This is a genomic window from Mesorhizobium sp. M0058 (assembly GCF_040323095.1).
Lineage (GTDB): Bacteria > Pseudomonadota > Alphaproteobacteria > Rhizobiales > Rhizobiaceae > Mesorhizobium.
Map to the genome: position 1 here is coordinate 1 of NZ_JAMYUQ010000032.1, position 21,005 is coordinate 21,005.

The following is a 21,005-nucleotide window of genomic DNA, read 5'->3' on the forward strand; positions in this document are numbered from 1 at the left end:
CTCAGCGGGGGGCGGGGCCCTTGCTAGCTTTGCCCGCCGGGGTGTGGGTGGTGGGGGTTTTCGACTGGTTCAAATTGGTCTTTGCCGTGGGGCGCGCGGCGGGCCGGGGGGGCGCCCACCACTTCTTCGCGGGTGGCCTCGGTCTTGTGGTAGCGGATATTTTCCAGCACCGTGCCTGAAAACAGGAACGGCTCCTGCAGCACCATCGCCACCTGGTCGCCGAGCGAATCCTGCGTGACGTCACGGACATCGTGGCCGCCGACCCGCACCTCGCCCGACCAGACATCATAGAAGCGGTGCACCAGCGCCATGCAGCTCGACTTGCCCGAACCGGTCGGACCGACAAGCGCAACCGTCTCGCCCGGATTGACGCGGAAGGAGATGTTTTTCAGCACCGGCTGGTTCTGCCGGTAGCCGAAAGTGACGTTCCTGAACTCGACCGAACCGTCCATGTCGCGCGTCAGCGCCACCGCGCCTTGTCGGTCGCTGACGTCGACCGGCACGTCCAGCACTTCGGAGATGCGTTGGCCCGACGCCATTGCGCGCTGCATGACACTGTACTGCATGGTGAGCGAGCGGATTGGGTCGAAGAAGCGCTGGATGTAGAACAGGAACGCCACCATGACGCCGATGTCGAGGCTGTGCGACAGCACCATCGAACCGCCAACGACGATCACGGTTGCCATCGCAATGCCGGTCAGCGTGTCAACGATCGGCACCATCACCTGCGCATATTTGGCCGAGGTCAGGTGAGCCCTGAGATTGGCCAGCACCTTCTCGTCATAGAGGTCGAAATTGACGTGCTGGCGTTCGAGACTCTGCACCGTGCGCACGCCATGGATGCCTTCCGCCAGCGCCCCATTGGCAATCGAGTTGGTCTCGTGCGCGGCCATGAAGGCGACCTTGGCGCGCGGCAGCCAGAACAGGCGCACGATGAACAGCGCCGGCATGGTCGACAGCGTCAACAGGCCGAGACGAAAATCGAGCCACAAAAGCACGCTGACAATGCCGAAAAGAAGCACGATGTCGCCCACCGACATGACCGACGTCTCGAGGAATTCCTGCATCGAATTGACGTCGCCCTGCAGGCGCGACATCAGCCGGCCCACCTCGGTCTTGTCCATGAAGCTCAGCGAGACGCGCTGCAGATGGCTGAACATGGCGCGGCGCAAATCCGACAGCACATTCTCGGCCACCTTGCCGACGACGCTTTCCTGGACATAGCTGGCGGCATAGTTGATCAGGATGATCAGGGCGAAGGCACCGATCGCCCAGTTCATGACGGAGCTGTCGGCCTTGCCCGCCGCCATGCCGTGGTCGATGGCGTAACGGATGACCAGCGGGATCGCCAATTGCGTCAGAGTGAACACCAAAACGGCGGCCACCGAGATGAAGATCCGGCACTGATACGGTCTCACGAAGCTCCAGATGCGGCGCACGATGCGCGGATCGTAGACCTTGCCGAAGACCTCTTCCTCGTCGCGGTGCGAACCGACGACGGCCCTGGTGGGCCGCCGGCTGGTGTCTTCTTTTTCGTCGTGACCCGGTGTCGACATTATGCGGCTCCCACCGCCACCGGCAAATCGTCGTCCGGCCGCAGCTGCAGGTCGTAAAGCGCTCGGTAGCGACCACCCAGCGCCAGCAATTCCTGGTGCGTGCCGCGCTCGGCGATGCGGCCATTCTCGATGAACAGGATCTGGTCGGCATGCATCAGCGAACTCAGCCGGTGCGAGATGATCAGCGTCACGCGGTCCTTGGCGAAGCGCTTCATCGCGGTGCGGATTCGCTGCTCGGTGCCGGCGTCGACAGCCGCGGTGGAATCGTCGAAGACCAGCACCGAAGGCCGCAGCATCAGGGTGCGGGCGATGGTCAGGCGCTGCCGCTGGCCGCCGGAAAGCGATGACCCGCGCTCGCCCACGACCGTGGTGTAGCCGGCCGGAAGCCCGATGATGTAATTGTGCAGCTGGGCGTATTCAGCCGCCTGCCCGATGCGGGTCTCGCGCGCCCACGGATTGCCATAGGCGATGTTGTTTTCGATCGAGGTGGTGAACAGGAAGGCGTCCTGCTGCACGACGCCGACCGCCTTGCGCAGCGATTGCAGCGTGACCTCGCGTATATCCTGCCCGTCGATGGTGATCGCGCCTGACCTCACATCGTAGAAGCGCGGGATCAGATGCGCGATGGTCGACTTGCCGCTGCCCGGCGGGCCGACAATGCCGACGGTCTCGCCGGACCTGGCCTCGAAGGAAATGCCCGACAGCGCCGGCCGGCCGCCGGCGCCCGCGTAGCGGAAGCCGACATTGTCGAAGCGCAGCAAGCCTTCGGTGACCACGAGATCCTTGGCATCAGGCGCATCCTCGATGTCAAGTTCGGCGTCAAGCAGTTCGAACAGCCTTGTGCCGCAGGTCGAGGCGCGGGCGAACGAGTTGACCATCAGCCCGAGCTGGCGCACCGGCATCTGCAGGATGGTCATGAAGGTGAGGAACTGCGCCAGCGTGCCGACGCTGATCTGGCCCGCGATCACCTTCTGGCCACCGAACCACAGCACCAGGCCCATGGCCGCCAGGAAGGAAAAATTCATGGCGCTGGTGTTAGAGACGCGGATGTCGACGCGCTGGTCGGCAAGCTCCAGCGCCGACTTCTTGGCGCGGTCGAATTTTTCCAGCTCATGCCGCTGCGCCGCAAAGGCGCGCACGACGCGGATTCCGCCGAGGTTCTCGTCCATCACCCGGCTCAGCACTGACAGCCGCTCCTGCAGCGTCAGCCAGGTGCTGCGCAGCCTGAGCTGTGTGACCGAGGAGCGCCAGGCGACGAACGGCACGAAACTCAGACTGAGCAGCCCGAGCTCGAGATCGGTGCTGATCAGGAGATAGGAGCCGACGCCGATCAGCACGCCGAGCAGCACCACGCGCAATATGCCGGTGGAAAAGAACATGCGCACGCCGTCGAGGTCGAGCAGGCCAAGCGTGATCAGGTCGCCGGTATGCACCCGGTCATGGAAGGAGAAGCTCAGCCGCTGGATCTTCTCGTAGAAGGCCAGGCGCAGCTCATAGCCGGTGCGGTGGCCAACGGCCTCGCCATAATAATTCTGCGCCATGGTGAAGAGGCCGCGCAGAATGCTGACGACGAGCAAGGTGATCGCCGTCGTCCACAGCGCCTGCTCAGCCGCCGCGCCGCCGCCTCCAGCCATCACGCCTTGCGCCTGGTCGATGGCGTGGCCCAGCAGGCGCGGGATGAACAGCTGCAGCGTCGCGGCGATGAAGGTCGAGAAGATGGTGATCGCAACCTGCCAGGGATGGCGCAACGTCATGCGCAGGATGCGCAGCAGCGTGCTGAGGCCCTTGCCCCAGGACGCCTCCGCCACATGGGCAAACGATTTGCCGCGCATCGCTGCGCCGCGGGTTGCATCCATTGCCAAGGAAAATACCCAATCCGATCCGGACATTAGCCCAGACGAATGAAAACAGACTCAGTTTCAGATACCGCGATGGTACGCCTCGATTTTGACCGTTCAAGGGCCAATGGCGGTATCGCACTGTGCCTGAAAGGGGCTGATCGTCCGCGACCGCTTAAGCCCGTGTCGGCGTTAGAGGCGGCAGGCTCGTCACTTTAGGCCGATTGAAAAGATGCGAGCATGTGGGTTGCGCCAACCGCCATCATGGGTGACCTCGGCCAATGTGATCGGCTGCGGGACCGAGCGCAGTGAGCAGCGCCTTGCCGCTTTCCAGCGTCGCATTCTCATGCGGCGCGCGCAGGTTGAGCCAGCGTTTGTCGCCGGAGCGCACCGCCAGCACTGCCTTCATCGCCGGGATCAGGCCGGCATCCTGGATCACCTTGCGGAACGCCCTGATCGCGGCGTCCGCTTCCGTGACGTCTTGGCCAGCGATCGTCGCGTCGTAGAGGGCGCGGATGGCCGCAGCGTTGAGATTGACGGTCGCGGAGATACAGCCCGCAGCACCACTGGCGAGCCCCTTGGTCAGTTGCGCCTCCGAGCTGGGGAACACCGCGACGTCTGGTGCGGCGGCAATCACCGCCGCCGTGTTGTTCCAGTCGCCGGCGCTATCCTTGTAGGCGACGACCGTCTCTGGAAACGCCGCGCTCAACCGGGCGGTCAGGGCAGGGCTTACCGGCACGCCGGAGTTCTGCGGGATGTGGTAGAGGATCATCTTCAGCGCCGGGTTGGCCACCCTTTCGATCAGCTCGCTGTAGTAGCGCGCCTGGCCATCGTCCCCGGCGGCCGTGTAGAAGAACGATGGCAGCACCATCACGGCGGCGCAGCCGAGGCCGACCGCGTGCTTCGACAGTTCGACGGTTTCGGGCAGTGCGGTGACGCCGGTGCCGGGCATCATGCGCCCCGGCGAAATGCCTGATGCAACCAGCCATTCCAGCGCCTGCATGCGCTCGTCGAGCGAGAGCGACAGTGCCTCGCCCGTGGTGCCGAACGGCGACAGCAAATGGGCGCCCTGGCCCAGCACCCATTTGGCATGTGAGATCCACAGGTCACGGGCAATGCGGCCATCGTTCTCGAACGGCGTCAGGATCGGGGCGATGGTTCCTTGCGGGCGGGGCATGTCGGTCCTTCCATCGGTGCTGGAAATCAGCTTGGCATAGAGCATACGTGCGATGCGATCTGCCAGAGGCGATCTCTTGGGCCACCGCGCCGGCCGTGGGAAAACTTGCGGGTCATTGCCGCGAAATTCTGGCCCCTTGGTCTGCCGCAACCAGATGACGCCGGCGTCAATGGGTTGCAAATGGACCGGGGTTGCAAATGGACCAGGGTTGCAAATGGACCGGCCAAGCCCGAAATATCGGACTGAGACCAGATCCGGAAACGGCATGCACCCACGATTGCTCAAGACCTTCCTCGCCGTGGCGCGGCACCGCAACATCACCCGCGCAGCGCGGGAGGTTCATCTGGCGCAGTCGAGCGTCAGCGACCAGATCCAGTCGCTGGAAAGCGAACTTGGTATCGTCCTCTTCATCCGCTCGCGCCACGGCCTCGACCTGACGACGGCCGGCGACGCGCTGAAACCTTATGCGGAAGAGATTCTGCAACTGGCGGAGGAGGCGCGTATTGCCGCCGAGGCAACGACGGGAATGACCGCCGGAACGGTTACGGTCGGCGCGCTGGAGACGATTGCCACTGTCAAACTTCCGCAATGGCTGGCGGCCTTTCGAGGCGACCACCCGGAGATCGGTCTGCGGCTCAAAATCGCCGGCAGCGATGCCCTGCTGCGGCAGCTCGAAGAGAGCGAGATCGACGTCGCCTTCTGTTTCGACAAGGGCGGTCTGGATGAACGCCTGGCCCGGCGCACGATATCGGCCGAGCCGCTGGTCCTTGTCGCCTCACCCGAACATGCGCCCGCATCGGGGCAGAGCGACCTGGCCGCGCTCGCCGCGATGCGTTTCGTGGTGACGGAAACCGGATGCGTCTACCGGCATCTGTTCGACACTGCCTTTGCCGAGATGGCAGCGCCAGAAACTTGCCGCCGAAGTCGGCAGCATCGGCGCCATTGCGGGCCTGGTGGCGACTGGTGTCGGCATGGGCCTGGTGCCGCGGCTGGCCGTTGCCGACGCGCTCGATCGCGGCGAGATCGTCGAATTGCCGTGGCCGGTCCGGCCCGCACGGCGTCGCTGGTCATGATCTGGCGCCGCCGGCGCGTCCAGCCGCCGGCGCTGAAACTGCTGCTGGCGGCCGCGGCCAGGAATTTCGCTGCGCTCAGATCAGCCGGTGACCGCCCTCGACATGCAGAACCGTCCCTGTCGTAAAACCATTGCCCATCAAAAAGGCGATGGCATCGGCGATGTCGTCCGGTTGCCCGACGCGGCCGACCGGCAGGCGCCTGGCCATTGCATCGAGCGTCTCGTCCTTCTTGTCGCCGGCCACAAAACTCCAAATCGGCGTGTCGACCCAGCCCGGCGAGACGGCGTTGACACGGACCGGCGCCAACTCGACCGCCAGCGCCCGCACCAACCCTTCCAGCGCAGCGTTGACAGCGGCAACGACCGAGCCGCGCGCCGCCGGCCGGTAGGCGGCGATGCCTGAGGTGAAGGTGATGGAGCCGTTGGCCGAAAGCTGCGGCGCGCCATGCTTGGCGAGCAGCAGCGGCCCGTAGAATTTGCTTTCGACGACCCGCTGCGCCGCCTTCAGGTCGACTGAAGGCAATAGCTCATAGGCGCCTTCGATGTCGGCGGCGGTGCTGACGATATGGTCGAGCCGGCCAATTCGCTTGAACAGGTCAGCGAACTGATCCTCCCTGGCGATATCGGCCGCGACGGCGCTCAAAGCGGAAGGGTTCTGCAGCGCCTCGCCGGCACGCTTGAGCCTGGCTTCACTGCGGCCGACGATGATGACTTCGGCGCCTGAGACCAGGCACCGCCTTGCCAACGCCAGCCCCATTCCGGAGCTGCCGCCAACGATAATGATTTTCGATTTTGAGATGTCTATGTCTGCCATGTTTCCGTTCCTGTCCTGAACCGCTCCGGGCGAGAGTTCGCAGGCCGGCGGCAGGAGTGGAAACGGAAGAAAGCGATAGTGCCATCGGAGACTCCGATGGCACTATCGTCTATAGGAACCGGCGCGGGCCGCTCCGTCGAGTGGCCCACCTGTCAATGAAGTGCGCTCAGTAGCCGACCGTGAAGCGCTGCTTGATATGCGCCGGCTTTTCGATCTCGTCGGCCATGACGATGGCATAGTCCTCGAAGGAAATGCTGCTGCCCTTGTCGGACGTCAGCAGCGTGTCCTTGCCGATGCGGTATTTGCCGGTCCGCTCGCCGGCGACGAACAGCGCCGAAGGCGACAGCAAGGTCCAGTCGAGATCGTCGACCGTCCGCAGCGTGTCGAGGAAGTCGGCGCCCTTCTGCGCCTCGGCCTTGTAGATATCAGGGAAGGTCGGCGTGTCGACCAGGCGCTTGCCGGGCGCAACCTCAAGGCTGCCGGCGCCGCCGACGACGAGGTAGCGTTTGACGCCGGAAGCACGCACGGCTGCGATAAGCGTATCGGGATCGCTGTCGAGGAAATGAACCGAGGAGATCACCGCGTCATGACCCTTGATCAGGGCGGCAAGGCCATCCTTGTCGAAGACGTCGCCCTTCTTGGCAGTCACGCCCGGAAGTGCCGCGATCTTGTCTGGATGCCGGGCAATGGCGGTGATGCTGTGACCGCGATCGGAGAGTTCCTTAAGCAGGCGGGAGCCGACCTGGCCGGACGCGCCGATAAGTGCGATTTTCATGGGGATTTTCCTTTCGTCTGGGGAGAATTTCGTCTGGGGAGAATTTCTGGGACTACGCCGCCTCGATGTGAGCGACGAGATTGTCGTAGCTGCCGAACAGCGCGTTGGCGCCGATCAGGCGCGGCGCCGTTTGGCCGATCACCGCGAGCGCGGGAACGCCATTGGCATGCAGCCGCTGGAACAATGTCCGCCCGCGGCTGACCAGGTCGTCATGCTTCGCCAGAAACGCCTGCGTCGGCGCTTTCAAAAGCTTTGCCGCGTCGCTCATGCCGGCGTCGGCCAGTACCGCGGCGACGCCGTCAACCGTCACAATATCGCGGCCGTCGACATAGCGGGCATGCTGGATCGCCTTCAGTGCCGCAAGTTCCTGGCGCCAGTCGTCCAGTCCGGCGGCGTTGATGCCCATGGTGGCAGCGGAAGAATCGAGCAAGGTGCCGCTGACATTGAGCACATTGTCGAGATAGGCCTGGCTGAAGCGCTGTCCGCTCAGCCGTGCGATGCGCTGGTCATTGTCCCAGGCATGGGCGGCGAAGCCTGCATCCAGCGGCCGCGCGCCGGCACCGGAGAAAAGCCCCACCGGCAGCAGTTCGAGCGCGGTCCCGGCGGCCAGTCGATCCAGCATCGGCGTGGCGCCATAGCACCAACCGCAGAGCGGGTCGAAAAGATAGGTTAGGGTTACATTGGTCATGGCGGCCTCATTCTGTTGCCCGATAGATGACAGCTGGACGGCTTGCGAAAAATAGCGATCAATCATACAAACTGTCTGATAAAATCGGACAATGAGCGGCCTGTGACCGAACTCCTCAATCTCAACCGGCTCGTCTACTTCGCCACCGTGGTGGAGACCGGCTCGTTCACGGCCGCTGCCGACCGTCTCGATGTTGCCAAGGCTGTGGTCAGCCATCAGGTCGGCAAGCTCGAAGAAGAGCTTGGCGCTACGCTGTTGCGGCGCACGACCCGGCGCGTGACGGCGACCGAAGAGGGTCGTCTGTTCTATGACCGGACCGCGATCATCCTGCGCGAGGCGGAGGCAGCCTATGGCGACATTTCGCAGCGAGCGGCGCAGCCGACGGGGACGCTGCGGCTGACGGCGCCGCTCGATTATGGCGAGAAGGTCGTGGCGCCGACCATCGCCGCCTACATCAGAAAATACCCGAAAATGCGGGTCGAGACGATCTTCGACGATGCGGTCAGCAACCTGGTCGACGAGCAGATCGATCTTGGCATCCGCGTCGGCTGGCTTGCCGATTCCAGCAATCTGGCGCGGCGGCTGGGCAGCCTGCAGCAATTCGTCGTCGCCAGCCCGGAACTGGCCGCCAGGCTGCCTGGGGAAGCCAGCCCCAGGCAGGCGAAGTCGCTGCCCTGGGTCGGCAACGCCCAGTTGCGCGGGGTCGGCCAATGGCTGTTCTCGAGGGGCACGGAAACGGTGCTGGCCGAACTCAACCCCGTCGTCAGCTGCGACAAGACACCAGGCGTGCTGTCCTGCGTGCTGGCCGGCATCGGCCTCGGCATCTTTCCGGATTACAGTGTCGCCGACGACATTGCGCGCGGCCGGCTGGTGCGGGTGTTCGCGGACTGGACCTTGCCGTCCGGTGGCATCCATGCCGTCTTCCCGCCGGCGCGCTTCAGGCCGGCCAAGGTGCGCGCTTTCGTCGACCTCCTGGTTGCAGCCGAACGGCGGCGCGCGCGCAGTGCCGTTACAGGCTGATTTCGCTGGCTATGGTAATCAGGGAACCTTTGTTCGGCCCACGCTTTTGGATATGCTGCGATTCCGAACCGTCAGAAGGGTATTGCCGATGACCATCAAGATCCTCGCGATCTCCGCCCTTGTTCTCGCGCTTGGCTGCAGCCTGTCTACCGCAGCGCTCGCCAAGGAGAAGAAGCACCGCCATCGCCAGCCGGAACCGGAGCAACGCTACGTTCCCGCCCATCGCGACCTCGTCTATGCCCTGTTCGGCGGCCCGCGCTACTATGACAAGATGCTGATCACCACGGCGGCCGGCCCGTGCTCTTACGACCGGGTCGGGCCGGACGCGAATGCGCTGAACAAGGTCAACGATCACCATTGCGGAAAGTAGATTGGTCCCAACGGCGGGGTTGTCCTGCGTCCCAGGTTTTACCGGATGACGGCCGCCGCGAACTTGAGAGAGACAGTCGATGACCGCTGATGAGAAATGGTCTCCGTCCGAAAAGAAAGTCGCCCGCACTGCCTATGACGCAGCGCTGAAGGTGGCGCTCGACAAGATGCTGGCTGAACTCAAGAGCAGGGCCCACGTTGCGGCAACGCCTTCCGAAATGTGGGATGTCGAAGACTTCTGCTGCAGCAGCGACGGAAGATGGACCAGATGTTCGACTATCGCTATTCACAGCTAATACAGGTCTTCGCCAATCTCATCCGGCAAGGCTATCTCGAGGAGAATCTCCTTGTTGGCTTGTCGGAAGACAAGCGGCAAACGATCCGAAAATACGCCAGCTGGAATCGCGAAGGGTAGGGGTCCTCTTCGGGGACCTTGGCGCTGCATTCAAACTGGACCATTCACCATCTTCGCGCGCGCCGCGCAGCTCGAGTTCAGCCATGGCGTGCCTCCGTGGCATCGGGGGTCGCGCCTCTGTCCTTGTCGTCCTGCGCCATCGCCAGCGGCGCACCGCCTTCCCACAGGATCAGGCTGGCGGCGCCGATCAGCCCGGCGCGGTCGCCGAGTTCAGCCTGCACGATCGGCACGTCGCGATAGGCCGGCATCGCCCGCTGCTGGATGACCGCTCTGATCGACGGTGCCAGAAGGTCGAACCCGTTGGAAAGGCCGCCTCCCATGACAATCAGATCGGGCGAATAGAGATGAAGCAGGTTGGTGAAGCCGATGCCCAGCCATTGTGCTTCCGCCTCGATCAGGTCGAGAGCGTTGGCGTCGCCGGCCTTGGCAGCCTCTACGACATGCCTGGCCGAGACGTCGCCATCATTTGACAGCCGTCGTAAGAGCGAGCCGTCGCCCGGCGCGGTCAGTCGCGTGGCGCGGCGGCCGAGCGCGGTTCCGGAGGCAACGGCCTCGAAGCAGCCGATGGCGCCGCAAAAGCAGCGGTCGCCTTCACCGGTGATGGTCATGTGGCCGATCTCGGCCGCCAGTCCGCGCCTGCCGTGATAGATGTGGCCATCGGCGACGACGCCGCCGCCAATGCCGGTCGATACGGTCACGAACACCAGCGATCCGCTGCCGCGTCCGGCGCCAAAACGCCATTCGCCGAGCGCCGCCGCATTGGCGTCGTTTTCCAGCCGCACCGGCAGGCCGAAATGCCGCCCCAGAATGTCGATCAGCGGCACATCATGCCAGCCGGCCAGCGTTGGCGGCGCAATGACGATCCCCGCCTTGGGGTCGAGTGGCCCCGGCGCACCGACGCCGATGCCGGCGACCTTTGCCTGCGGGTGTTCCCTAAGCAGCGTGCCTGCCAAAGCGACGATCTGGCTGATCACCGCCTCCGATCCCGCACCGGCAAGCGTCGACGCTGAAGCATGAGCGACGATACGGCCATCGCTTTCGACCAGCGCACCGCGCAGCGCCGTGCCACCGAGATCGAAGGCGAGCGCAAGCTTGGTCATCAGGCGGCGACCTCCAGCCCGTGCAGCCAGGCCATGCGCCGGGCAAGGTCGGGATCGCCGAAGGCCAGCGAGCCCAGCACCACGGTTTCCGCACCTGCGGCGCGCAGCAGCGGCACGGTCTCGTGGCGGATGCCGCCATCGGCGGCGAGCACGATGTCGGCCTCGCGGCCGGCTTTGCGCATCAGCGCGCGCGCCTCGATCAGGCGCGGACACGCTTGATCGGACAGGCTCTGGCCCTTGACGCCGATGGAAGTGCCGAGCAGCGTCACGAACGCCACTTCCGGCAGGAACGGCGTGACGGCCGCGACCGGTGTTTCCAGCCGCAGCACCACGCCGGCCTCGGCCCCGAGTTCACGCGCCAGTTTCACGGCACGCAGACCGGTCTCGCCGTTTTCGGCGTGCACACTGATCAGGTCGGCGCCGGCCTCGATGAACTGGCGCGTCTGTTCCTCGACGATCTCGGCTTCGACCATCAAATGGACATGGACAGGCTTTGCGGTGAGCTTGGCGATGTGCGCCACCAGATCCGGGAAGAACAGGAAGCCAGGGGTGAAGCGGGCATCGGCGACGTCGATATGATGGACATCGGCATGGGTCTCGATGCGCTTCAAATCGCGCTCCATATTGGCGAGGTCGGCCGACCACAGCGAAAACTCGCCGATAAGCCGGTTGCGCGGCAGGGCGGCAATTGCGGCGGGGCCGGACAGGGGCTTGTTCGTCGTCATCGTCTCAGGCTCCGTAGCCGCGCATTGTCTGGCGGTTGGTCTTGACCGCGCCGGCAGGGTCGGCGGCGGCCGTTTCGGACTCTTCCTCCAGCACCAGCCAGCCGTTGAAATTGGGTGCAGCACCAGCGATCTCGATCACCTTCGCCGTGTCACAGACGCCCTTGCCGAGCATCGCCCAGGTTCCATTCGCGTCGACATCCTTCAGATGCACATAGCGGATGCGGTCGCGATAAGTGGTGAGCGTATCCGCCATGTCCTGGCCACCGCGCAAGATGTGGCCGGTGTCGGGCACCCAGCCCACCAGCGAGGCGTCGAGCAGCCCGAAGATGCGGTCGTAGTCGGCGCGGTCGAACAGCAGCGTGTTGTGATGCGAGCTTGGATGCACCGCGACCTGGACGCCGGCCTCGCGCCCGAGCTCGCCGGCTTTGTTGTAGACCTCGGCGGCGATGGCAAACTTGTCGTCGCGCGGCCCGTCGGAAACGATCGTGGCCGAGCCCATCGACACCAGCGCGCCGGGAAAGGCGGCGGCGAAGTCGATCCAGCGTTTGGCGGTCTCGAGGTCGGCGCCGATCTCATCCCTGAGCGTGAAACCGCTCTTGGAGCCGAAGGCGAAGGAGACGAGCGTCAGCCCGGATGATTTCAGCGCGGCCGCGAACTCCTTTGGCTTGCCGGCATAGCGGCCGATCATCGTGTCGGTAATCTCGATGCCGGCATAGCCGCCATTGGCGATCGCCTTGAGCAGATCGTCCGGGCCGCCGGCAAAACGGTCGCCCAGCATTTCCCAGGTAAAGGTCTGGCAGCCGACTTTCAGGTCTTTCACGGTCATCCTTTCATTCCTTGATTCCACCTCCGTTCGAGGGATACCCTACTTGACCGAGCCCGCGGTCATGCCGGCGAGGAAGAACCTCTGGGCAACCAGGTAGATGACCAGGAGCGGCAGCGAGCCGAGCACGCTCATCGCCATCATCTGGTTCCATTCGAAGGCGTGTTGCCCCATCAACAACTGGATGCCGATCGGGACGGTGCGCATGGACGTCGACTTCGTCAGTGTCAGCGCAAAGAGAAATTCGTTCCAGCACAACAGGAAGGTGTAGACCGACGTCGCCACGATACCAGGCAGTGAAATCGGGACGATCACCCGCCACAGTGCGGTCCAACTGGTGCCGCCGTCGACAGCCACCGCTTCATCGAGGTCGCGGGGCAAGGTGTTCAGATATCCCGTCATCAGCAGGATCGCATAGGGCAGCGTAAACACCAGATAGGTCAGGATCAGCGCGACATAGGTGTCGAAGATGCCATACGAGACGACAAGCCCGAAGAAGGGGATCAAAAGCGTGATCGGCGGGATCGTCTGCGTGCTGATGATGAGAGTGTTGAGGCTGCCCTTGCCGCGGAAATTGAAACGGCTGAACCCATAGGCTGCCAGCAAGGCGATCAGCACCGTCAGCACGGTCACCGCTCCGGCGACGAAGTAGCTGTTGAAGAAGAAGCGCAGCTTTACCGGATCACCAAGGATGGCCGCATACGCTTCCAGCGTGAAGGCCTTCGGCAGGACGGTTGGCGGCAGGGCGAAGATTTCGGTATTCGACTTGAACGAGCTGCTCAGCATCCAGTAGATCGGGAAGGCCGCGAACAAGAGGCCTGCGGCAAGCGCGACATGGAGCGCGGCGGTGATCAGCCTGTCTTTCGGTGTGTGTCTTTTCCTCATGTGACTACCGAGCCTTTTGATAGCGGATGTAGAACAGCGTCAGGCCGAGAGAGATCAGCAGGATGACCACGGCGCTCGCCGAGGCCTGCGACAGGTTGTAGCTCGAAAACGCCAGCTTGTACGTGTAGGTGCTGAGGACCTCGGTCGAGTAGATCGGACCGCCACCCGTCGTTATCCAGATCAATGGAAAGACCTGCATGGTCCAGATGAAGTCGAGCAGCGAGATGCTGATGATGATCGGCATCAGCTGCGGAATGGTGATGAAGATCAGCTTCTGGTAGGCCTTCGCGCCGTCGATATCGGCGGCCTCGTAGAAATCCTTGGGAATGCCCTGCAAGCCTGCGAGCAGGCTGACCATGAAAAGCGGGTAGCCCGCCCAGATATTGGCGAAGGTGACGGCGTGCAGCGCGGTCGCGGGCGAGGAAAACCACTCGACCTTGGAACCGATGATGCCCATCTGCATGAGAACGCTGTTGACGACACCGTTCGGCTCAAGCAGCAGGCGCCAGATCACCGCGATAATCACCGCGGTGAACAGCCAGGGCAGTATGTAGAGCACGCGCAGGACATTGCGCAGCGTCGGATTGATGCGGTCGCTGTTCAGCATGAGTGCGAAGAGCATGCCGATGGTCATATGGAAGACGACACTCATGCAGGTGAAGTAGAGCGTGTGCCACAGCGAGGCCCAGAACACCGGATCGGCAAAGATCGCCTGGTAGTGTTTCAATCCGGCAAAGGACGGGTCGCGACGCAGCACCGCGCTGTTCTGGAACGAATAGCCAATCACCGTCACCATCGGCAGCAGCATCAACAGGCCGATTATGAGGAGCGAGGGTGACAGATAGAGATAGGGTGCGACCGCTCGTTTCAGTCGATGGTGGGAGCGCTTCTGCCCGGTCATGTGCGATCCCTGGGATGTGCCTTCAAGAGGAAGGTGCGCTTCAAAAAAAGGTCCATCTCAAATTGCCGATCCGTTGTTGACGGGTGGCCTGGCGAGGCCGGGCCACCCGGTGGAAGATAGCAAACGGGCAATGGGCCGCTCAGAATTTCGCCATCCAGCCCTTTTGAGCGTTGGTTGCGGCTTGTTCCGGAGACTGCTCGCCGGCAAGCATCTTCTGAGCCTCCACGTCGAACTGGGTCATCAGGTCTTCAGCCACCGGCAGGCCCGTGAACTCGTTGGCGAGATAGCCGGTCTTGAAGATTTCGAAAGCCTTGGCGAAAGCCTTGTCCGAGGTCACGAAATCGGGCTTGGCGTTGACGTTGCCCGGGAAGGCGTTTGCAAGCGACACGAGCTTGGCATTCACCTTTTCGCTCATCAGATATTGGACGAGCTTCCAGGCTTCATCCTGATGTTTCGAGGCGGCGGAGATGCCGATGCCCCAGGAGGCGTAGGGAAGGCCGCGCTTGCCGCTGTAGTCCGCCACGACCGGGACCGGGATGAGGTCGAAGTTCAGCTTGGGATTGCGTTCGCGAATAAGGTTCACATGCGCGAGCGAGTCGATCATCATCCCGACCCGATCGTTGACGAATTCCTCGACCTTTTCCTGCTCGGTCTTGGTGGCAATGCCGGGCGAGATGACGCCGGCGTCGTTCAGCGATTTGACGAAGGTGAGCATATCGACGACCGGCTTGCCCTCGAGAGCCGGCTTGCCTTCAACCATCATCGATTGGCCCGAGGCCCAGACCCACGACATCAGGTCGTTCTGGACACCGGACGGCGTTTGCAGCGACAAGGGCAGCACCCAGCCATACTGGTTCTTGTCGGCGTGGGTCATCTTCTTGGCGGCTTCGAGAAACTCCCCGCGGGTCGACGGCAGCTTGGTCACGCCTGCCTGGGCGGCGAGGTCCAGATTGACGAAGACCGGATAGACGAACGAAGCCACGGGAAACATCACCGCCTTGCCGTCCACCTTGATGATATCCGCGACCTGGGTCTTGTCGAACCCGCTCGCATCCATCATCGGGTTCATGTCGGCCAGCGCACCCTGCGCGTTCAGATTGTTCACCCAGGCGCCGTCGAGACCGACGACGTCGCTAAGCGTTCCGGTTGCGGCGCCGACCGAGATCTGGTCTCGCGTGGTCGCATAGGGACCGCTGACCAGCGTCACCTTGATGCCGGGGTTTGCAGCCTCGAAGTCGTTCATGATTGCCCTGAGCGAGCCGGCCGGCAATTCGGGCTCCCACCATTGGGTGAATTCCAGCGTCGTGTCCGCCATGGCGCCGGTTGCACCAAGCAACCATGCGGCCGCGGCTATTTTCAGCATCGCGGGTCGTATCCGAAACATCATTTTCTCCTCCTTCTTCAAGATCGGCCGCACAATGCGGACGATCGTCTGTTCATTCAGAAGCCTTCTTGTATCTTCCGCAGGCACCTCGCTCCCGCCTGCGGTCTTCCGCAGATCTTCAGATCGCCAGATGCGTTTCGGGATCGAAGAAATGGAACTTGGCATCATCCACGGCCAACCGGATTTCCGAGCCGGAGCGGACGGCGCTGATCGGCTCGAACCTCGCCACCGCGTTCGACGCCAGGCCGAAATCGTCCACCGCATCCGGATCGCCGGAGTCCACCCGGACCGCGTCGATGTTCATGTGGACGATCTGTTCGGAGCCGAGTTCCTCGATCGAGGTCACCCTGGCCGGTATCGTCTGAAACTTGCGACCGGATTCAAGGCTGCTGTCATAAAGATCCTCCGGTCTGATCCCGAACACGACCTTGCGTCCCGCATACGACCTCAAGGCCGGCCTGCGCACGAAGGCTGCATCCTGCAGCCGGACGGCGAAGTCGCGAAAAGCGAGCTCGCCGCCCTTCAGGGTCGCCTCGAAAAGGTTCATCGAAGGAGAGCCGATGAAGCCGGCAACGAAGGCGTTAACCGGCGATTCATAGAGCCTCTTGGGTGTGTCGACCTGCTGCAGCACACCGCCTTTCAACACCGCGACTCTGTCGCCCATCGTCATCGCTTCGATCTGATCGTGGGTCACGTAAATGGTCGTGACGCCGAGCTGCTTTTGCAGGCTGGTGATTTCGGCGCGCATTTGCACACGCAGTTTCGCATCCAGATTGGAAAGCGGCTCGTCCATGAGAAAGGCGGCCGGCTCGCGCACCATGGCGCGGCCCATGGCAACCCGTTGACGCTGCCCGCCTGACAGGTTCGCGGGTTTGCTGTCCAGCAAAGACGTCAGCTGAAGAGTTTTGGCGATCTCGTCCACGCGCTTCTTGCGCTCGGCCTTCGGCTTGCCTGCCAGCCGCATCGAAAAGGCGATGTTTTCGGATACCGTCATATGCGGGTAGAGCGCGTAGCTCTGGAACACCATCGCGATGTCGCGGTCCTTGGGCGGCATGTCGACGACGTCGACCCCGCCGATCCGAAGGCTGCCGCTGGTGATGTCTTCCAACCCCGCGATCATTCGCAACGCCGTGGATTTGCCGCAGCCGGAAGGCCCGACGAGGATCAAGAACTCGCCGTCCTTAACCGACAGGTTCAACTGGTCGATTGCGCGAAAACTGTTCCCGTAGGTTTTGCAGATATTCTCAAGAATGACTTCTGCCATATTCCTCCCTCCCAAATATAAGCCCTGATTTTTATGATTCTCCTGGGCTTGTGTTCGCCTGCGAAACGTTTCGTCGGATCGTTTCAGGTCATGCTCCAGCATCCACATGCGCATTTTTCAGGTCGACTGCTGACGGCGCGTTCGCCGATGCCAGGAGTTGCGTGACCTGGTCCTCGGTCGGAAGCGCCTCGCGCCCGCCACGCCCCGTTATCGAAACGGCCGCCGCCGCGGCCGCGAATGCCACCCGGCCCGCGGTGTCGGCTCCGCGCGTCAACGCATAGGCATAGGCGCCATGAAAGCAGTCACCCGCGCCTGTGGAGTCGACGACCGCAACCCGGTGCGGGGGCAGGTGCCAGAGACCTGTCTCTTCACGGCCGCGATAGTACACACCCCTGCCTCCATCGGTCAGAACCACGGCGGATCGCGATGGCAACCACAAGGCATCGAGCATCTCGGCAGGCGATCGGCGCCCCGTGGCAGTCCGTGCAAAGCTAAGTGGAAGAATGAGATGGTCGCAGAGCGCGATCAGCCGCTCCGTGGCGGGGCCGCTGCTCCATTCGATATCGCCGAGGATCGCAAGGCCGAGATCGCGAGCCCGAGCCACGACATCCAGCGACCCGTTCGCATAGCTATCGACGATCAGGACGGTTGCGCGGCTGAGGATATCGTCCGGAAAGTCCGGAGCTGTGCCCAGCATCGCATCGTCGTCATACGCGATGAACCTTTCCCCGTCCGAGCCGACGGTGATCCGCGAGTGCACCGGGCGCGCGTCGGGATGGCGCGGCGCGAATGCGGTTTCAATACCGCTCGCCACGAGATCGAGCTGCACCGCGTCGTCCGCGGCACTGGCCAGCCATCCGACGAACCCGGCGGTTCCGCCGAGCCGCGCGACAGCGGCCAGCGCCGTCGCGACATTTCCCCCGAAGGCGCGGGTACTTTGCAGAACCTTACCCTTGCCCGCCGACAATGGCTGATCGACGTAGACGATGTCGTCGATCGCAATAGCGCCGAAGCCGAGGATCGAGGGGATGGTGGGCATCGTTCAGGCACCCGCCTTCGCCAGGGCGTCTTGCGCCGAAAGGCCGTCATGGATGACGCCGCGAAAGGCAAGCGCTGCCTTCTCCGGATCGCCGTGCCCCCAGAGATTGCGGCCGACCACGGCGCCGTGCGCGCCGGCACGGATGGCGTCCGCCGTCTGCTGAAGCGCGCCGAGCAGCGTATCGGTCTTTGGACCGCCCGCGATGACAACCGGCACCGGGCAGGTCCGGACGGTCTCTTTGAATGACTCGAAATCCCCGGTGTAGCCGATCTTGATCACGTCGACGCCGGACTCGTAGCCGATGCGCGCCGCATAGGCGATCTCGTCGGGGGTGAAGACGATCTTTGCTCCGTCGGTGAAATCGCGAGGGTAGATATGCGCCACCACAGGCATGCCGTAGCGGGCCGCCGCATTCACCGAATCGGTCAGCCAGCGTATGTATTTGCCCTCCGTCGCGCCGCGCACCGGAATGGCCACGGCCAACGCATCGGCCCCCGCGCGCACCGCGTCCTCGGGCGTTGCGATCAACTCGCTGATGCGATCGTCCGCGGTGAAGCAGCCCGCCTGAATCACCAGGGAAGCTTTGCCCGCATATTGCGGCCACAGATGGCGCGCGGTGCCAGGCTGGATGCTGACGTAGTCGGGTTTGCCCGCCATGACGCGTGCGAGCGCACCCGGCAGGTCGGCAAGGCCGCCTTTGCGCACGTCGCCATAGCCGACGAAGTGGTCGACCGCGCCGCCAAAAAGGTTCCCCGATGGATGCGAGAAGAGGCGCGCGAGGCGCACCTTGGTTCCTAGGCTCATGAGTCCAAAATTCCCTGATCGGTTGATTTAAAAATGCTCGATCCAGTGTTTCCGAAAGAAAAAAGAAAAACAATCTTTCGAAAGCTTTCGAATCTCCATATTTTTCGGTAAGGTGAGCCGAGGCCGGCGCGATTGCTCGGCGCAGGCAGGCAAGGGCAGGGCAATGTTGTCGGAGCAGAGACGCCAATCGATCCTGAGCGAGGTGCAACGCAGCGGACAGGTTCGCATCAAGGACCTGTCGGACGGGTTTGGCGTGTCGGAGGTCACGGTGCGCTCCGACCTCGAAATACTGGACCGCAAGGGACTGCTGACCAAGACCCGTGGAGGGGCGGTGACCCGGACCACCGATTCGACGACGGCCGCGTTCGCGCGGCGGATGCAAACGAACCTCGACGCAAAGAAGCGCATCGCCCGGGCGGCGCTCGACCTTTTCGAGCACAACCAGTCGGTCATCTTCGACGGTGGCTCGACCTTGATGCAGCTTGCCATGCAGTTACCGCCGCTCAGCAATGTCGTGGTCGCGGCCACGGCCATGAACATCGTGCAGCATCTTATGCATCGTCCCGGGCTCGACGTTCATATGATCGGCGGCCGGGTCTATCCCGACACGGTGAGCACGCTGATCACCGATGCCGATACGGCTCTCGGCGGCCTGGTAGCGCATCAGGTCTTTGTTGGAGCGCATGCGATAGACTCGTCACTGGATGTGGTCGACGTGAACGAAGACATGGCGCGAACGAAGCGAAACCTCGTTCGCATGGCCCGGCGCGTTGTCTTGCTCGCCGATTCGAGCAAATGGGGCGTCAGCGGGACGTCCAAGGCATTTTCGCTGTCGGCCGTCGATGTGGTGATCACCGACGATGGCCTGCCCGGTCCAATACGCAGCGAGCTTGATAGGATCGGGGCCAAGGTGATCTATGCCTGAACCCATCCCGGTCTCTGATGCGCGACGGAAAGCGCGCATGACCCACGGGCTTCGCAGCGGCCGTCGGCCGTTTTTCATGCCGGTCATGTTCTCCTCCTCACGCTGGCGGCCTCCCAATCCTGCGCCAGAACTCTCACATGCTCTATAAAAATTTTACGCGCGTCAACATTTAAAGTCCTGTATAGCGGATTGCGGGGGGTCGTGGGAACTGCAACGGTTGCGCAGCATGCCCATGGCTTGGGAGGAAAGCTGGAAATGCACGGAAAATCAGAGACAAAGCTCGGCATCGGTGTCATCGGCTGCGGCAACATCTCGATGACCTATCTGCGCAATGCAGCGCTCTTCGGTGGTGTCGAGCTACGCGCCTGCGCCGACATTTCCGCTGACATGGCTGAGCTGCGCGCCAGGGAATACGGCATCCGCGCCCTGGGCGTTGACGCGCTGCTGGCCGACCCCGATATCGACCTCGTGCTGAACCTGACAATCCCCGCGGCGCATTTCGACATTTCGTTATCAGCGCTCTCGGCGGGCAAGCATGTCTTCACCGAAAAGCCGCTGGCAACTTCCGCCGCCGACGGCCGCCGCCTTGTCGCCGAGGCCGCGAAGCGCGGCCTGCTGATCGGCTCGGCGCCGGACACATTCCTGGGTGCAGCCGGCCGCCGCGCGCGCCGGCTGATGGATGACGGCGCGATCGGCAAGCCGGTGACCGGCACCGCCTTCATGATGGGACGGGGCATGGAGCACTGGCATCCCAATCCGCAATTCTATTATCAGCCCGGCGGCGGTCCGGTGTTCGACATGGGTCCCTATTACCTGACCGTGCTGGTCAACCTGCTCGGGCCGGTCGAGCGCGTCATGGCGATGGCGACGCGCGGCCAGGAGGAGAGGCTGATCACGGCCGACGGGCCGTTCAAGAACACGACATTCAAGGTCGGCACGCCGACCAACATAATGTCGCTGCTCGAATTCCGCTCGGGCGCCACCGTCACCTTCGGCGCCTCATGGGATGTGTTCAAACACTCCAACCATCCGATCGAACTGCACGGCACCGAAGGCTCGCTCAGGCTGCCCGATCCCGACACGTTCGGCGGCACGGTCTCGCTGTCGGAACGTGGCGCCGACTGGGCCGTTTTCGCCAGCGAGAGCGAACTCTACGGCGCCCGCAACTGGCCCTATTCCGCGCCCGACCGCGCCAATTACCGCATGCTCGGCGTCGCCGATCTGGCGCGCGCGCTGGCCACGGGCAGAAAGCCGCGCGCCTCCGGTGAGCTGGCGCTGCATGTGCTTGAGATCATGGAGGCGATCCTGGCTTCGGGCGAAAGCCGTGGCTCGGTTGCCGTCAACGGCACGGTCGACCAGCCGCCGCTGCTTGGCGAAGACGAAGCCGCAACCCTGCTTGCCTGACGGAGGTTCGCCCGTGACGCCATCGCC

At 63.3% G+C, this 21,005-nt stretch carries 21 protein-coding genes; 6 read left to right on the top strand and 15 right to left on the bottom strand.

Annotated elements, in window-relative coordinates; translation table 11 throughout:
* Positions 1-23: 23 nt before the first annotated feature.
* From NKJ75_RS31560 to NKJ75_RS31570, 3 genes are all read right to left on the bottom strand, one after another.
* Positions 24-1,556 carry an ABC transporter ATP-binding protein gene (locus NKJ75_RS31560; RefSeq protein WP_502903951.1) on the bottom strand — a complete coding sequence of 511 codons (1,533 nt, stop codon included), beginning with the start codon at positions 1,554-1,556 and terminating at the stop codon, positions 24-26.
* Positions 1,556-3,388, bottom strand: a complete 1,833-nt coding sequence (locus NKJ75_RS31565; protein WP_352500682.1) for an ABC transporter ATP-binding protein — start codon at positions 3,386-3,388, stop codon at positions 1,556-1,558. Before NKJ75_RS31565 ends, NKJ75_RS31560 begins: the two co-directional genes overlap by 1 nt.
* Positions 3,389-3,656: 268 nt before the next feature.
* Positions 3,657-4,571, bottom strand: a complete 915-nt coding sequence (locus NKJ75_RS31570; RefSeq protein WP_032889732.1) for a dihydrodipicolinate synthase family protein — start codon at positions 4,569-4,571, stop codon at positions 3,657-3,659.
* A gap of 277 nt (positions 4,572-4,848) precedes the next feature.
* Here NKJ75_RS31570 and NKJ75_RS31575 point away from each other — a divergent pair, with 277 nt between their 5' ends.
* Complete coding sequence (locus NKJ75_RS31575) at positions 4,849-5,769, top strand: LysR family transcriptional regulator (RefSeq protein WP_023834892.1); 921 nt, start codon at positions 4,849-4,851, stop codon at positions 5,767-5,769.
* Here the strand turns inward: NKJ75_RS31575 and NKJ75_RS31580 are convergent.
* The 3 genes from NKJ75_RS31580 to NKJ75_RS31590 form a co-directional block, all read right to left on the bottom strand.
* Positions 5,720-6,457 (bottom strand): SDR family oxidoreductase, encoded by a 738-nt coding sequence (locus tag NKJ75_RS31580; protein ID WP_352500683.1) that lies wholly within the window; start codon positions 6,455-6,457, stop codon positions 5,720-5,722. The two genes, NKJ75_RS31575 and NKJ75_RS31580, sit on opposite strands and share 50 nt — an antisense overlap.
* 166 nt (positions 6,458-6,623) lie before the next feature.
* Positions 6,624-7,232 (bottom strand): NAD(P)-dependent oxidoreductase, encoded by a 609-nt coding sequence (locus tag NKJ75_RS31585; RefSeq protein WP_023667893.1) that lies wholly within the window; start codon positions 7,230-7,232, stop codon positions 6,624-6,626.
* Between the two features lie 52 nt (positions 7,233-7,284).
* Positions 7,285-7,920 (bottom strand): DsbA family protein, encoded by a 636-nt coding sequence (locus NKJ75_RS31590; RefSeq protein ID WP_031204597.1) that lies wholly within the window; start codon positions 7,918-7,920, stop codon positions 7,285-7,287.
* 102 nt (positions 7,921-8,022) lie between these two features.
* Between NKJ75_RS31590 and NKJ75_RS31595 the strand changes: the two genes are divergently transcribed.
* From NKJ75_RS31595 to NKJ75_RS31605, 3 genes are all read left to right on the top strand, one after another.
* Positions 8,023-8,940, top strand: coding sequence for a LysR substrate-binding domain-containing protein (locus tag NKJ75_RS31595; RefSeq protein ID WP_023726302.1), 918 nt, complete (start codon positions 8,023-8,025; stop codon positions 8,938-8,940).
* Positions 8,941-9,028: 88 nt separating this feature from the next.
* Entirely contained in the window at positions 9,029-9,310 is a 282-nt protein-coding gene (locus tag NKJ75_RS31600) for a hypothetical protein (RefSeq protein ID WP_023726303.1), read from the top strand.
* A gap of 258 nt (positions 9,311-9,568) precedes the next feature.
* Positions 9,569-9,724: a hypothetical protein gene (locus NKJ75_RS31605; RefSeq protein ID WP_023834889.1), complete on the top strand. Its 156-nt coding sequence runs from the start codon at positions 9,569-9,571 to the stop codon at positions 9,722-9,724.
* A 77-nt stretch (positions 9,725-9,801) separates the two neighbouring features.
* Here the strand turns inward: NKJ75_RS31605 and NKJ75_RS31610 are convergent, their stop codons facing one another.
* The 9 genes from NKJ75_RS31610 to NKJ75_RS31650 all read right to left on the bottom strand — a co-directional run bounded on the left by NKJ75_RS31610 (position 9,802) and on the right by NKJ75_RS31650 (position 18,649).
* Positions 9,802-10,824: an ROK family protein gene (locus NKJ75_RS31610; RefSeq protein ID WP_023726305.1), complete on the bottom strand. Its 1,023-nt coding sequence runs from the start codon at positions 10,822-10,824 to the stop codon at positions 9,802-9,804.
* On the bottom strand, positions 10,824-11,549 hold the full coding sequence (locus tag NKJ75_RS31615; protein WP_023745616.1) for a ribulose-phosphate 3-epimerase: 726 nt from the start codon (positions 11,547-11,549) through the stop codon (positions 10,824-10,826). Before NKJ75_RS31615 ends, NKJ75_RS31610 begins: the two co-directional genes overlap by 1 nt.
* 4 nt (positions 11,550-11,553) lie before the next feature.
* A complete protein-coding gene (locus NKJ75_RS31620) occupies positions 11,554-12,375 on the bottom strand; it encodes a sugar phosphate isomerase/epimerase family protein (protein WP_023745615.1) in 822 nt (273 codons plus the stop codon).
* A gap of 39 nt (positions 12,376-12,414) precedes the next feature.
* Positions 12,415-13,257, bottom strand: a complete 843-nt coding sequence (locus NKJ75_RS31625; protein ID WP_023745614.1) for a carbohydrate ABC transporter permease — start codon at positions 13,255-13,257, stop codon at positions 12,415-12,417.
* Between the two features lie 4 nt (positions 13,258-13,261).
* Positions 13,262-14,158: a carbohydrate ABC transporter permease gene (locus NKJ75_RS31630; RefSeq protein WP_023729220.1), complete on the bottom strand. Its 897-nt coding sequence runs from the start codon at positions 14,156-14,158 to the stop codon at positions 13,262-13,264.
* A 139-nt stretch (positions 14,159-14,297) separates the two neighbouring features.
* Positions 14,298-15,545 carry an ABC transporter substrate-binding protein gene (locus NKJ75_RS31635; protein ID WP_031247191.1) on the bottom strand — a complete coding sequence of 416 codons (1,248 nt, stop codon included), beginning with the start codon at positions 15,543-15,545 and terminating at the stop codon, positions 14,298-14,300.
* Positions 15,546-15,660: 115 nt separating this feature from the next.
* Positions 15,661-16,806, bottom strand: a complete 1,146-nt coding sequence (locus NKJ75_RS31640; RefSeq protein ID WP_023745612.1) for an ABC transporter ATP-binding protein — start codon at positions 16,804-16,806, stop codon at positions 15,661-15,663.
* A gap of 88 nt (positions 16,807-16,894) precedes the next feature.
* Positions 16,895-17,845, bottom strand: a complete 951-nt coding sequence (locus NKJ75_RS31645) for a PfkB family carbohydrate kinase (RefSeq protein WP_023834887.1) — start codon at positions 17,843-17,845, stop codon at positions 16,895-16,897.
* Between the two features lie 3 nt (positions 17,846-17,848).
* Positions 17,849-18,649 (bottom strand): beta/alpha barrel domain-containing protein, encoded by an 801-nt coding sequence (locus tag NKJ75_RS31650; RefSeq protein WP_023825959.1) that lies wholly within the window; start codon positions 18,647-18,649, stop codon positions 17,849-17,851.
* Positions 18,650-18,812: 163 nt separating this feature from the next.
* On the opposite strand from NKJ75_RS31650, the gene NKJ75_RS31655 reads away from it, so the two are divergent.
* Both NKJ75_RS31655 and NKJ75_RS31660 read left to right on the top strand, forming a co-directional pair.
* Complete coding sequence (locus tag NKJ75_RS31655) at positions 18,813-19,574, top strand: DeoR/GlpR family DNA-binding transcription regulator (protein WP_023834886.1); 762 nt, start codon at positions 18,813-18,815, stop codon at positions 19,572-19,574.
* A gap of 255 nt (positions 19,575-19,829) precedes the next feature.
* Positions 19,830-20,978, top strand: coding sequence for a Gfo/Idh/MocA family protein (locus tag NKJ75_RS31660; protein WP_023825960.1), 1,149 nt, complete (start codon positions 19,830-19,832; stop codon positions 20,976-20,978).
* The last annotated feature ends 27 nt before the right edge of the window (positions 20,979-21,005 follow it).